The 13,037-nt window shown below is 71.9% G+C and carries 11 protein-coding genes and 1 pseudogene; 5 read left to right on the top strand and 7 right to left on the bottom strand.

The window, feature by feature from the left end:
• The 6 genes from ABZS58_RS50135 to ABZS58_RS50110 form a co-directional block, all read right to left on the bottom strand.
• The coding region (locus ABZS58_RS50135; protein WP_354791823.1) for a hypothetical protein at positions 1-544 on the bottom strand (544 nt) is incomplete at its 3' end.
• A 277-nt stretch (positions 545-821) separates the two neighbouring features.
• On the bottom strand, positions 822-2,201 hold the full coding sequence (pqqE, locus tag ABZS58_RS50130) for a pyrroloquinoline quinone biosynthesis protein PqqE (protein ID WP_354791822.1): 1,380 nt from the start codon (positions 2,199-2,201) through the stop codon (positions 822-824).
• Positions 2,198-2,896 (bottom strand): pyrroloquinoline-quinone synthase PqqC, encoded by a 699-nt coding sequence (gene pqqC / locus ABZS58_RS50125; protein ID WP_354791820.1) that lies wholly within the window; start codon positions 2,894-2,896, stop codon positions 2,198-2,200. Before pqqC ends, pqqE begins: the two co-directional genes overlap by 4 nt.
• A complete protein-coding gene (locus tag ABZS58_RS50120; RefSeq protein ID WP_354791818.1) occupies positions 2,875-3,018 on the bottom strand; it encodes a hypothetical protein in 144 nt (47 codons plus the stop codon). The genes pqqC and ABZS58_RS50120 overlap by 22 nt, the downstream gene beginning before the upstream one ends.
• A 348-nt stretch (positions 3,019-3,366) precedes the next feature.
• A complete protein-coding gene (locus tag ABZS58_RS50115) occupies positions 3,367-3,990 on the bottom strand; it encodes a class I SAM-dependent methyltransferase (RefSeq protein WP_354791816.1) in 624 nt (207 codons plus the stop codon).
• A 97-nt stretch (positions 3,991-4,087) separates the two neighbouring features.
• Positions 4,088-4,213, bottom strand: a complete 126-nt coding sequence (locus tag ABZS58_RS50110; RefSeq protein WP_354791814.1) for a hypothetical protein — start codon at positions 4,211-4,213, stop codon at positions 4,088-4,090.
• 419 nt (positions 4,214-4,632) lie between these two features.
• On the opposite strand from ABZS58_RS50110, the gene ABZS58_RS50105 reads away from it, so the two are divergent.
• The 3 genes and pseudogenes from ABZS58_RS50105 to ABZS58_RS50095 all read left to right on the top strand — a co-directional run bounded on the left by ABZS58_RS50105 (position 4,633) and on the right by ABZS58_RS50095 (position 8,130).
• Entirely contained in the window at positions 4,633-5,649 is a 1,017-nt protein-coding gene (locus ABZS58_RS50105) for an endonuclease/exonuclease/phosphatase family protein (protein WP_354791813.1), read from the top strand.
• A gap of 534 nt (positions 5,650-6,183) precedes the next feature.
• Positions 6,184-6,285: pseudogene (locus ABZS58_RS50100) on the top strand (IS5/IS1182 family transposase); the annotation flags it as partial.
• The gene (locus ABZS58_RS50095; protein WP_354791824.1) at positions 6,274-8,130 is read left to right on the top strand and encodes a hypothetical protein; all 1,857 of its coding nucleotides are present in this window, start codon (positions 6,274-6,276) and stop codon (positions 8,128-8,130) included. The pseudogene ABZS58_RS50100 and the gene ABZS58_RS50095, both read left to right, overlap by 12 nt.
• Before the next feature lie 78 nt (positions 8,131-8,208).
• Here ABZS58_RS50095 and ABZS58_RS50090 read toward each other — a convergent pair whose 3' ends face one another.
• Positions 8,209-10,638 (bottom strand): hypothetical protein, encoded by a 2,430-nt coding sequence (locus tag ABZS58_RS50090; protein WP_354791812.1) that lies wholly within the window; start codon positions 10,636-10,638, stop codon positions 8,209-8,211.
• A 371-nt stretch (positions 10,639-11,009) separates the two neighbouring features.
• Here ABZS58_RS50090 and ABZS58_RS50085 point away from each other — a divergent pair, with 371 nt between their 5' ends.
• Both ABZS58_RS50085 and ABZS58_RS50080 read left to right on the top strand, forming a co-directional pair.
• Positions 11,010-11,525: a SigE family RNA polymerase sigma factor gene (locus ABZS58_RS50085; RefSeq protein WP_354791811.1), complete on the top strand. Its 516-nt coding sequence runs from the start codon at positions 11,010-11,012 to the stop codon at positions 11,523-11,525.
• 20 nt (positions 11,526-11,545) lie between these two features.
• The gene (locus tag ABZS58_RS50080) at positions 11,546-12,931 is read left to right on the top strand and encodes a hypothetical protein (protein WP_354791810.1); all 1,386 of its coding nucleotides are present in this window, start codon (positions 11,546-11,548) and stop codon (positions 12,929-12,931) included.
• The last annotated feature ends 106 nt before the right edge of the window (positions 12,932-13,037 follow it).

The raw sequence follows: 13,037 nt of genomic DNA, 5'->3' as shown, positions 1-13,037 counted from the left end.
CGAGCCACCAGCCGGCCGGGGTCTTGATCCAGGCGCCGGTCTCGGTGATCTTGCCGGTCACGCCCTTGGGCGCGGGCAGGGTCGGGATGCCGTAGCCATTGGCGACCAGCTTCGCCGCGCGGGCCCGCGTCACGTCCGCCTTGAGGGACTTGACGAGGTCCTTCGCCGTCAGCGCGCCCTCGTCGTCGACGAGGAAGACGCCGTCGTCGTTGAGCAGCAGGAAGGCCACGTCGTCGATGCTCTTCGGCTCCTCCACCTTGAGGTACAGGAAGATGTACTGCAGGTCCGTGTACTTGCCGCGCGGCTTGCTGAACAGCCAGCCGTCCGTGCCCTTGACGGCCGTGCCGGTGTCGATGCCGGCGCAGCCCTTGGTGGGCGCCGACGCGGCCTGGATCGGCTCGTCGAGTTTGAGCACCGCTTCGGCGAGGTCGTCCAGCGGGATGTTGTCGTCGCCCTCGGCGCGGGCCGGTGCGGCGAACAGGCCGACGAGCAGGACACTGGCGGCAGTTGCGGCGGCGAGCCGCGTGAATCCCCGTAGCTTCATGCGATCCTCTTCAACGCGTTGCACAACGGACCCGCGGAATCTCCCAGGAGATTCCCAGTTCAGCAACGCGCGCTTTACGGATGGAATCGGCGCATACGGGCGCGAGGTACCCCGGCCATCTCACAGATCCGACTGAAAGTACGACGCGGAGTTCACCGCAGCGTGATCGGCGCCTGCCGACCCCGTGGCCGATATTCATGCATGGATAGTGCTGAAAGCCGGGGGTAGGGTCTGACCGCTACGGGCCGGTCGGCGGCGGTGCCGAGGATGCGGACCTTCATCGAGGCCGCCGAGGGACCGGCTCGGGCCGGGCGCGGGTGCCCGCCCCCGCGGCGATGCCGGCGACGTCCTCGTGCCGTGGCGAGAACCGGCACGCCGGATCGGTCGCCGCCGGGTCGCCGGTGAGCTGGAACGCCTGGCACCGGCAGCCGCCGAAGTCGACCTCGCGCAGCGCGCAGCTGCGACACGGCTCGGCCATCCATGCGGTGCCGCGGAAGGCGTTGAAGGCCGGAGCGTCGTTCCAGATGTCGATCAGCCGGTCGTTGCGGACGGACGGGATCGGGAACCCCGGCAGCTGCGCGGCGGCCAGGCAGGGCAGCACGTCGCCGTTGGGTGCCACGACCAGCTGGCGGCTCCCCCAGCCGTTCATGCACGGTTTGGCGCGGCCGGTGTGGTAGTCGGGCTCGACGTACACCACCTCGACCGTGTCGCCGAAGCGTCGGTGCACCTCGGCGACGGCGACGCCGGCCGCGTCGACCTGAGCCGGGGACGGCAGCAGCGTCGCACGGTTGCGCAGCCCCCAGCCGTAGAACTGCGTGTGCGCGAGCTCGAGCCGCTCGGCGCCGAGCGCGACCGCCAGTTCGGCGATGGCGGTCAGCCGCGCCAGGTTGCCGGCGTGCAGGACCACGTTGACGGTGAGCGGCAGACCGCTGCCGCGGATCAGTTCGGCGGCGGCCAGCTTCCGGTCGTGGACCCGTGCGCCCGCGACCAGGTCGGCGTCGGCGCGCTCCGCGTCCTGGACCGACAGCTGGAGGTGGTCCAGGCCGGCGTCCACCAGCGCCGTGAGCGTCTCGGCGGTCAGCGGCACGCCGCTGGTGACCAGGTTCGTGTACAGCCCGAGCCGGCGTGCGTGCGCGACGACGGCCGGCAGGTCGGGGCGCAGCAGCGGCTCTCCCCCGGACAGGTGCACCTGCAGGACGCCGGCCACCCGCGCCTGCTCCAGTAGGTCGTGCCACTGCCCGGTGTCCAGCTCCGCGCGGTAGGCCGCGAGTTCGATCGGATTGGAGCAGTACGTGCAGCGCAGCGGGCACCGGTAGGTCAGCTCCGCGAGCAGGCCGGTCGGCAACGGGTGCGGGACGGCCGCCGCCGGTGACCCGGCGACGACCTCGGCGTGCGCCGGCCGGCCGGCGGTGACCAGCAGACGCCGCGTGGTCAGATCGGCGAGGAACTGCCCGACGTCGGCCTCCGCCACGCCGCTGTAGTCGCGGGCCAGCACCGCGACGATCCCGGCGGCGTCACGGCGACCGTCGCACGCCCGCACGATGTCCGCGGCGACCGGGTCGAGCAGCAGTGCGCCCTCCGGGTACACCAGGGCATGCCGTTCGCGCACGGGGTCCCAGAGCAGCCGGACCCCGCGGCTGAGCCCCGGTGCGGTCACTCGGTCATCGCCGCGTAGTCGACGGCGTCGAGCATCGCGCCGAGGACGTCGCACTTGAACCGCAGCGCCGCGATCGCAGCCTGCTGCTGCTCCGCGCCGCGGCAGTGGGTGAGGACGAGATCGAGGGTGGCCTCGCTGTCGCTGCGCGCCACCGGGATACGGTTGTCGAAATAGGCGAAGCCGTCGGGCTGGATCCAGCCGTAGTGCTGCCGCCAGGCGAGCACGCGGGTCGCCATGAGCTCGGGCGCGAACATTTCGGTCAGGGTCGCGGCCACCGCTTCGGTCCACGGCCGGGTCTGGCAGAACTGCAGGTAGCCGTCGACGGCGAAGCGCACACCGCGCAGGACGTGGCGCTCGTCGAGCACCTCCTCGCGAGTGAGGCCGACCGCCTCGGCGAGGACGAGCCAGTCGGCCAGACCGCCCTCACCGTCGTGCGTCCCGTCGTGGAAACTCACCCGCGACAGCCACGCCCGCCGGACCTCCGGCAGCGGGCAGCGGGAGATGACCGCTGCGTTCTTCTGGGCCAGGCAGCGCTGGTAGTACCAGCGGTTGGCGACCCACGACCGGATCTCCGCCGGGCTGCAGCCGCCCGCGTGCAGCCGGACGTGGAAACGGTGTCTGTCCCAGTACCGCGTCGCGAATCCCCGCAGGGCGCCGGCGAACGCGTCCTGGCTCAGCGCTGCGGACGGTTCCACGGGTCGCCCGCACCGGAGTAGGCGGAGATCTCGGGGCGCGTCTCCAGGCACTCCACCGTCGGGGCGCTCCAGCGCCGGCGCGTCCGCTCCGGCGCTTGCTGCTGCTGCTGATCGGAAGACATCTCGGATTCCCCCCGTTGCGGTGGCGGTCCGCCAGAACGGACCATAGGTACCGTTGGATGGTCGACCGTAGACCGGGCCGTCTGCCGCCGGTCCACGCGCCGAGCAGTGGCACCGGCAAGCCTACGTTGGGAGCCCGGGCCGGCCCTCGCCCGCGACGAGGTAGAAGCGGACCCTCCACGGTGTCCGGACCATCCGTCGCACTCCCCTCGCCGCTTCCACCGCCTCGGCGTTACCCGCGACCCCTCGCATTCACGCGGTGATCGTCTGGTCCGCTGGTGCTTTCGCCGCCACACCTGGGCGGCCGGCAGCGGAAGGACCAAGCCATGGACAACACGGGCGAGCCCCTCTCAGGTGGTCGGCGTGGCGCGGATGCTGAGGAACAGGCCGCCCACCGCGCGGTCCAGCACCTCGATCGTGAACCCTGCCCCGGCGATGGCCGGCACCGTGTCGCGATCCGGGTGGCAGCCCAGCGCTGCCCGCGTCAGCGGGGTGACCGCGCGCAGGACCACCCGCCCGGCGACACTGGCGGACCGGACGTGCTCCAGGAACAACGCCTGGCCATGCGGCCGCAGCACCCGACGGATCTCGGCGAACGCCCGGTCCGGGCTCGGGAACGTGCACCCCGCCAGGGTGCAGACGACGGTGTCGACCGACGCGTCGGCCAGCGGCAGGCGTGCGGCGTCACCGCTGACCGGCGTCCACTCGACCGCGAGCGTCCCGGCGCGCCGGGACGCCGCTCTCAGGGCCTTGGCCGCGACGTCGAGTCCGGTGAGCCGGACCCCAGGCGGGTAATGCCGCAGGTTGGCGCCCGTGCCGACGGCGACCTCCAGCACGTCGCCGGTGGCCCGCGCGACGAGCTGGGCGCGCATCCGGCTCACGGCGGTGCGGTCGAGCAATGCACTGACCTTGTCGTAGCCGCCGCCGAGCCGCTGATACTTCCGTGCCACGTCGCTGGTGTCGTCGGAGGCCATCGCGCCCTCACCTATCGATCGGCACTCATCTCGCAGGATGCCGCCCAAGGTAGACGACCGGACCGCGCCACGGGAAGGGGATCGGGCCGAGGGCCGGTCAGGCGTCCCGGATCATCCGGAAGGACCGCCGCAGATGCACGATCCAGACGGTGACCAACTCGCGGGCCACGTCGAGCGTTCCCTGCGACCGGTCTTCCGGTACCCAGCTGCTGATCACCACCATGCCGGGAAGTCTGCCGGTCGTTCGGTGCGGAACGGGTGTCCGCGGCGCAGCAACCAGGGCGCCGGTTCTGTGGATCCGCAGAGCCGCCGCGCAAGCCTCGACGGCGTGCCGAACCCTGACCAACCGTCCCGCCCGGACGAGAAGCGCGAGGACAGGGCAGTCCGGGAGTTCCGGAGGCACCGACATGTCCCCGCCTGGACACTCCCGAGAAACGTGCGCCGACCCGACGACATCCGCCAACCGCGCACCGTTGTCGGCCTCGACGAACCGCCTCACGGCTGGTCGTGACCCGTCAGGCCCGTCCGCCGGGGATGTTCGAGGTGAGGTTGCCATGGGGCCTGCTGACCGCTGCAGGTCCGGCAACTGAGCGGATGGCGAGTCATCGCGGCCGACTTGCCCATTCCTCTACCCTTGGCGGAATGATCAGCACCGAGGAGGCCCTGCCGCGTGCGTCGCCTGCCGCGGCCCCCCGGCGGCGCCGGTGGCTGACCGTGCTGCTGTGGCTGCTCATCGCGCCGTTCGCGGTGTGGGCGGCGGCGCGGGTGTTCGGCCTGGAGAGCGGCTACCCGACCATCCAGCTCATCGCCTTCACCCCGTACGTCGCGGTGGTCTCGTTGGTGCCACTGGCGCTCGCGGTGCTGACGAAACGGATCTGGCCGGCGGTCGCGGCGGCGGTGGTGGCGGTCGCGTTCGCCGCGTGCGTCCTGCCGCGCTGGATCGCCGACACCGACGCCGGGGTTCCGGCAGGGCCGACGCTGCGGGTGATGAGCGTCAACATGCTCTACGGCCAGGCCGACCCCGACCATATCGTGCGCCTCGTCCGCGACGGCGCCGTCGACCTGCTCGCCGTCCAGGAGTACACCGAGGAAGGGCGCACCGCACTGCACGCGGCCGGGCTGGAGGAGACACTGCCCGACACGGTCACCTATCCGCGGGCCGACGCGGGCGGCTCGGCCGTCTACAGCCGCTTCCCGCTCGCGGACAAGGGATACCGGCAGCTCGCCGGCGGCTTCATGCAGGCGCACGCCACAGTGCAGGTGCCGGGCGCCCCGGAGGTGTACGTCGAGTCGGCGCACCCGTGCGCCCCGATGGGCCGTGTGTCGGACGCCTGCTGGCTGGCCGATCTCGCGGCGCAGCCGGCGGCGACACCAAACGGGCCGGTCAACCTGCTCATGGGCGACTTCAACTCGACCCTCGACCACAAGGCGTTCCGCCGGGTGCTGGCGAAGGGCTACCACGACGCCGCCGACCTCGCCGGTGCCGGGCTCTCCACGTCGTGGCCCTACGACAACCGGTGGTACTTCCCGAGCATGACGCTCGACCACATCCTCGCCGACAAGCGCGTCGGGGTGCGGAAGGTCGTGGTCCATCGCGTCGCGGGAAGCGACCACAGAGCCGTGTTCGCCGAACTGGTGCTCCCGAAGGCCGATGGCTGACCGGTGAATTGCCTCCCGGTGGAGTTGGCGATTCTCAATGGATCACTGGCGGTCTGGGTGGCCGGCGCATCTACGGACGACCCCCGTGGCGGGGCGGCCGGAGGACTGGGCTGCTCCGTCGCCGCGCTGTGCTGGCCGGTGTCCACCGTTGGCCTCTTCTCCGCCGGTGTGCGTGTCCGTGGCCCAGCGAGATCGGCGGGTCACGGACCCGCCTCGTCATCACGGCACCTTGATGTTATCGGATTCCACCGAGGTTCAGTGCGCATGTCTGCTCGATGAAGCGACCCACGCGGAGGCTCGCGCCGCGCGCCGCCTGCTCGTCTTCCGGGTGCGGATCCTTGTACCAGGCGACGAGCGTGTCGAACGACGGACGGACTTCGGCCGGTGCGTCGCGGGACAGCTCAGCGACGATCCGGTTGCGGTCACTCGGACTCACCTCCCCGGCGCCGATGTCCAGCGGCTGTGCGGCACCGCAGAATCGCTGCCGTGCCGCCGCGTCGGGGAAGTCCGACGATGTGTCGGCCGCCCGGAAGAATCAGCGTCGATTCCGCCAGTGTCCGGGCGCATCAGCACGCCGCCGGCGCCCGCCGGGACGGTGGCTCGCAGAGAGAGCCGCCCGGTGGGGTGAACACCGAACTCGGCTGCACGATTGGTCTTCCGCGCCCGGAGAATTCATGTATTCGTCCCCGCCGTCAGGCTTTCTGGTCGCTTGTGCCACTGATAGTCCAGCGGATGCGTAGAGAACCGAAGGCGTCGCGCTATCTGGTGGTCATCGGGCTGACGCTGGTCATGACAACGGGCAGCCTGGTGGGGTCAACCGCTGCGCCCGCCCAGATGGTGGACAGCGGGACGTTCAGCCTGGTCAGCGACCCGGGGGACCCATTGGGCCACGGACAGTCCTACAGCTACTCGGTGGCCGCCGGAGACCAGCTGGACGTGACGAGCCGGACGAACGAGGCGCTGGACGTATCGGTGCACGGCCGCAACGGCGACTCCTGGACGCTGAACCTCCAGATGGCGTCCCAACGGCCGATGTCACCGGGCACCTACTCGGTGGACAAGGAATACCCGTCCAACAGCTTCAGCGAGCCCGCGATGTCCGTGACGGACGGCGGGTTTCCCTGTCGCGGCGTGGTGACCGGGTCGTCGTTCACCATCTCCGCCATCGACTACGGCCCCACTCCCGGGTACATCCGTGGCCTGGACGCCAGCTTCACGTTGCACTGCGGCGGCATCGCTGCGGCACTGCACGGGGTGGTGCACATCGCCAACGCTCCGGCACCGCTGGTGGCAGTGGCGTTGTCACTCGGCGTATCCGACCCACAAAACCCCGGCCGCGTACAGCGCCAGCTCGACCCACGCGACCCGATACAGCAGGGCACCATGGTGATCCCGACCGCCACCGTCACCCCGGCGATCTCCGCGTACGTGAACGTCCGCTACGACGACTTTCCCCTCTCCGGCGGGTGGGACGGCCCGGGCGTCGCCAACGGCAGCCCGATCGCCCCCAACCCCGGGTTCCATACCTTCACCATGACCCTGACGCCGACTGACTCGGCGTATCCCGACATCACCCCCGCCGCGGTGCTGCCCGTCATGGTCGTCTCGGCGCCGCCGGTGCTGAGCATGTCGGCGACACCAGCAGGCCCGGTCACCGCGCCGGACACCGGCAGCCCCGATCCCATCACCCTCACGATCGGCGGCATCCCCCGCGACACCCCGGGCTCAGTGCGCATCTACGACGGCACCACCGACCTCGGACCGGCGGACACCTTCTCATCCAGCGCCGGGACGGCGACCAAGTCGGTCGTGCTCAGCCCGGCCCCGGTCCCGCACGGCCTCATCGCCGTGTTCACCCATGCCGGCAGCTCGGCGCTGGCGCAGACCTCGGCCGTGGTGCCGTACTCCATGCTGCCGTGCGCGTGCGGGATCCGCGGGTACGCGCCGCTCAACACGAACAACACGATCCCGCCTTTCGCCGGCGGCCTCAGCCTGCGACTGGCCCCGGGTACTCACGCGCACCTGACCCAGGTCGACCCCACGACGGCGGCCGGCCACCCGGTCCAGGCAACCGACCCGACCCAGCACCGGCACGCCTGGGTATTCACCGGCTCGCTCGACAGGATCGCCGTCGTGGACACTCGCCCCGACCAACCCGGCTGGACGCTGACCGGCCAGGCCAGCGCCTTCGTCAACGGGACAACCACCGTGTCCGCGGTCGAGCTCGGCTGGGCGCCGCAACTCCAGACCACCGGCAGCGACGCCGAAGGGTCCGTAACTCCCGGCCCACAGGTCAACCCGCGAATGCAACAGGGGAGCAGCCTCATCGGGCTGCAAAGCGGCTCCGTCCTCGGCTCGGCCTCGCCCGGCAGCGGCCTGGGTACCCAGAACCTCCGCGCCGACCTGACCCTTTGGATCCCGGATACCTCACCCACAGGCACCTACGTCAGCACACTCACCCTGACCCTGATCAGTCCCTAGTCTGGCGCGACATCGCTCCCGTGCCTGCCCAGGGGTAGTGGCCAGCGGCGGGTGCACGCTATGCCAATGTGCGTGCGCTCATCGGCGCCGGGTGGTCCTGTCCCGGGGTGTGGCGGTCGCAAGGACTTCATCGGTGATGGCCGTGACGACGGACGGGTGGCGGTGCGGCAGTAGGTCGACGTACGCCGACCACGGCCCTGTGCACAGCGCCTCACCGACGAGGTGTGGGGTCCGGGCCGGTGGTGCCGCGTCCGCAAGGGCGACCAGCACCCGCGCCGACCGGCCGGGGTCGGGGATCGCGCGGCTGAGCGCCTCGGCGTGATCCGGTCTTCCGATCGCGATCGCGAAGCGGGCGACGTTCACGAGCGCGTCGGAGCGGGCGTGGTCGTTGGTGATGCCATAGGCGAAGGCTTCCGCCAGCGCGGCCGACGTGTGCATCCGATCGTCCGCGCCGCACCGCTGGTGGATTTCGGCCGCCATCAGGTGCGCCTGAGCCGGCCAGTAGAGTTCCTGCGTCGCGACGGCCAGGCCGGTGATGTCACCGGCGAGGCGTTCCGCGCGGTGTGTGTCACCGGTTTCGACGGCGGCGAGCGCGATCTGCGACAGCGCCTCGCACCGTTGCCGGTCGGTCTCGAAGGTGGTGAGCAGCCGCGTGGCGCGGTCGAGGTCGCCGACGGCCGCGAACGCCCTGATCACCGCGACGCGCTCGTCATCCATCACCAAGGCGTCGATCTCGATCCGGTCGAGCAGCGCCCGGGCCCAGGCGGTGTCACCGGCGGACACGTAGGCGACGGCGACGGCGGCCAGGGATTCGGCGTGGGTACCGGCCTGCTGTTCGGCGTCGCGCAGCAGGTTTCCGGCACGCTGCGGGTTGTCGGCGGCGATGGACGCGAGGGCCTGCGTCTGCCAGTACGGCCCGAGCGCGGCGCGGGCGACCGCCTCCGGGCGCGCCGGATCGTCGTTCGCCGCCGCCGCCGCCGCTTGTGTGGCTTTGGCGACGGCCAGCTCCCGCCGGCCCTCGATCACGATCAGCGCGGCGACGCTCAATGACCGGTCGAGGTCCCCGGTGGCGGCGACGGCCTCGGTCAGGGTGACGAGCTGCACCTCCCGGTCGGTCGACCGGACGGCGCTGTCGTCGGTCCACGCGGCACGTTCGGCCTCGTACATGAGCGCGGTCGCGTGTCCGGTGTCGCCGGCCTCCGCGACGGCCTGTGCGACACCGGCGAGCGCCTCCGCCCGGTCGTGGGCACGGGGCATGGTGCGGATCAGCGCGGCACCGCGGCCGGCGTGCCCGGCCTGCGCCAGGGCGATCCCGACGTCCTTGGTCGCGGCGTCGGACGGGCCCAGTGCGGTCACCGCCTCGTCGAGCAGCGCGGTGACGCTGTCCAGGTCACCCACGCCGATCAGCTCGTGGGCCACGTTCGCGAGGGCCTGAGCGCGCTGGTCGGCAATGGTGATCGACCGGGCGATGTCCCCGGCCCGCAGCGGGTCCCCACCGGCGGCGGCCGCCCCCGCGACCTCGGCCAGGGCCATTGCCCCGAAGTGCCCGTCGATGAGCGCGGCGAGGGCCGCCGCACCGTCCGTTTCGCCGGACCGTGCGGCGGCACGGGCGACGTAGTAGAGGGCCGCCTGCGCGTTCCAGTCGTCGGCCGGCTCGATGCCACGCGCGATCGCCTCGGCCTCGTCGAGGTCGCCCGCGGTCGCCAGGGCGAACGCGATCGAGGACAAGGCATCCGAGCGGGAAGCGGTCTCGGGAATGGCGTCGGCGAGGGTCGCGGCTCGGCGGATCATGCCCCGGGCTCGGTCCAGGCAGCCCGCGTCCGCCGCGACGCGGGCCGCATGCTCGAGACTGGAGACCTGGGAGATCGGCCACTGTTCCAGCGTGGACAGCCGCTCCGCCTCCGCGAACAGCGCATCGACCTCCGCCGGGTCGACGAGGCCGACAGCGGCGGCGGCGACCCCGAGCACGGTGTAGCGGCGGCGGTCGCGGTCGGTCATCGCCCACGCCCCAGCGACCGCTTCGGCGATCATGGCTTTCGCACGGTCCGGCCGACCGGTTTCCGCCATGACCCTGGCCAGCTTCGCCAGGTCGGCCGGTGCCGGCTCGGCCCGCCGGCCCGACCGGATGATCGCCTCGGCGCGGTCGACGTTACCGAGCCGCAGCCACATCGCCGGGATGCTGGCCGGCAGGTACGGGCGGCTTGCGAGCAACGCTTCCCGGTGGACCGCGACCCTGGCGATCAGGCCGAGGTCGACGGGGTACCTGCCGAGCAGCAGCTGTTGCGTGGCGGTCATCTCCGCCAGCGCGGCACCGATGCCGCCGGTGTACTCGCGCAGACGGTGGTGACGGTCGCTGTCGGTGGCACAGACGACCATCCGCTCCAGGTCGTTCGCGCTGCGAAGCAGTTCGAAGTAGCCCTGGAGCAGGTCCTCGGGTGTGTCGTCGGGCCAACCACGGTCGCGGGAGCCGTCGGCACGGGCGTGCATTTCGGTCAAGTCGCGGCGCATGGCTGACTGTACGACGCCCGCCGGACTCGCCAGGCGTTCAAGTTGCCGGCCAGGTCCCGAGTCGGGGTGCGGCATGACGAGAACCACCAGACGCGCACCTGATCTTGCTCTGGAATCCCCCGGATGGGCCTTGTCTCTGCGAGTCGAGCGGCGGGCTCCGTCACGGCCGCAACCGTCCGGTCGGTCAGATATACCGGTGCGCCGCGAGGCTCATCCGGGCCGTTCAGGTCTGCAGGCGGCTCGCCGCGGCGCTGTCTGCCCACACCCGACGGGTCCTCCGCCCGCCGGGTGTGGGCAGGGTTTTCAAATCGGCACCCGGGCGGCCCACCCGGCGGGGCATGTGTCAGCGTGTGCGCCTTCAGGGAGGTGTGATGGCGGCACAGGACTCGTTCCACGCGTACGTGTCGGGCCGGCTCGCGGCGTTATCGCGGCTGGCGTATCTGTTGTGCGGGGACCGGCACACCGCGGAGGATCTGGTACGGGTGACGCTGATCAAGGTCGCCCGGCACTGGGAACGGGTGAGCGCCGGCGGCGACCCGGATCCGTACGTGCGGCGCGTCATGGTCAGCCGGCACGTGTCGTTGTGGCGCCGGCGGTGGCGCCTCGTGCAGCTCACCGAGCGGCCGCCGGAGCGCCCCGTGCCCGACGCCGCGGAAGCCGTCAGCACGGCGCTCGCGGTCCAGGCGGCGCTGGCGAAGCTGGCTCCGCGGCAGCGGGCGGTCCTGGTGCTGCGGTACTTCGAGGACCTGACCGAGACGGCGACCGCCGAGGCGATGCGCTGCTCGGTGTCGACGGTGAGGAGCCAGACCCGCGACGCGCTGGCCGCGTTGCGCGTCAGGGCGCCCGAGCTGGCCGACCTGGGCGAACCGGCGGAGGTGCCGTCATGACCGTACCGTTGCGTGACACAATGCGTGAGCTGGGAGAACGCATGTCGCCGGCGCGGCTGCCCGCGGATCTGTGGCGGCGCGGGAGACGGCAGCGGTACCGGGGCAGGATCATTGCCGTCGCCGCGGTGGCGCTGCTCTGTGCGGCCGTGGCCGTGCTGCCCGGCCTGCATGCCGAGCCCCAGCCGGCCGAGGGCGGCCCGGTCGTCCCCCGCAGTGTCGGGCTTCCGTACTTCTGGCAGGCGACGGTCGACATGGCGCCGCCCGGCCCGGCCTCGGTGCTGTTCGGCGGCGACAGTCTGGGGTTGAGTAGCGGCGACCCGTTCGAGGAGGAGGGCGGCAAGCTCGCCGTGCTCGGCCTCAACGGCGACTACCGCATACTGCGCTATGCCAGCGATGGAGTGCGCGCCGGGCAGGGCGTGCGGCTGTCGCCGGACGGCAGCCTGGTCGCGCACAGCGATCTGACCGGCGGGCCGGCTGGGTGGCTGGTGGTCACCGATCTGCGTACCGGTCGTAGCCGTGGCTACAGCGGCGGCGAGACGGCCTGCTGCGCGGAGGTCGTGGCCTGGCGGCCGGACAGCGGCGCCGTCCTGGCACTGCAGTCCGCCCGCGACGGCTACCCGATCGACGGCCCGGCGGCGTGGTACGTCCTGGTCGACCTGGCCAGCGGCGCGGTGACTCCGGTCGAAGACCGGCTTCTGTGGGACGACAACGCCTCGGCGTGGGGGGCGGCGTTCGCCCCCGACGGCCGTGGGTTCGTCGCGGCGAGGACGGCCGCCCACGGCACCGAGCTGCGCGGCTACGACGCCGCCGGCCGCCGGCTGTGGACCCGCGACCTCGGCGGCGGCCGGCGGTTGGCGGGCTCGGGCGCCTACACCTCGGACAGTTCGACGCTGGCGCTGCTGACCGTCGACGAATGCCCGTTTCAGTGTGATCACGATCAGCGCGATGCCCGGGGGTGGCGGGTCTCGTATCTGGACCCCGCCACGGGTACCGACCGCGAAGGGCCGGCGCTGCCCGAGGTGACCGGCGCGGCGGTACGGGCGCTCGGCTGGCACGGCGATGCCCTCGTCGTCGTGCAGTACGAGTCGGAGGACTACGTCACCGCAGCCGAGAGCGAGACGCGGGAGATCCGGCATGTCCGCGTGCTGGCGCTTCGGCCCGGAGCCGTGGACGTGGTGCTGGACCCGCCGGCCGACGTCGCCTCCATCGACATCGCGCAGGACCTAGTCCGCAACGGGCAGTTCGGCGGTCCGGTGCCGGCACCGGCGATGCTGCCCGCCCGCTGGCCGGTCGTCGCGCAGGCCGCGCTGTGCCTGCTGTGCCTGCTGGCACCGGTGGCGGCAGCCGTCGTCATCCTGGTGAGGGTGGTGCGGGCGGCTCTTCGGCGTCGCGTCGCCGCCGGATGACAGCAGAGCGCCGGGCGGGGGGGTGGGGGCCGGGCGGCGCGGCGTTGGGACTTGGTGAAGTGGGTGGGGTGTGAACACCGGGGGGATGGGGAACGCGAGAAAAAAA

The organism is Dactylosporangium sp. NPDC005555 (assembly GCF_040605635.1).
Classification (GTDB): domain Bacteria; phylum Actinomycetota; class Actinomycetes; order Mycobacteriales; family Micromonosporaceae; genus Dactylosporangium.
Note: the sequence above shows the minus strand (reverse complement) of the source record. Positions and strands in the feature narration are given on the sequence as shown.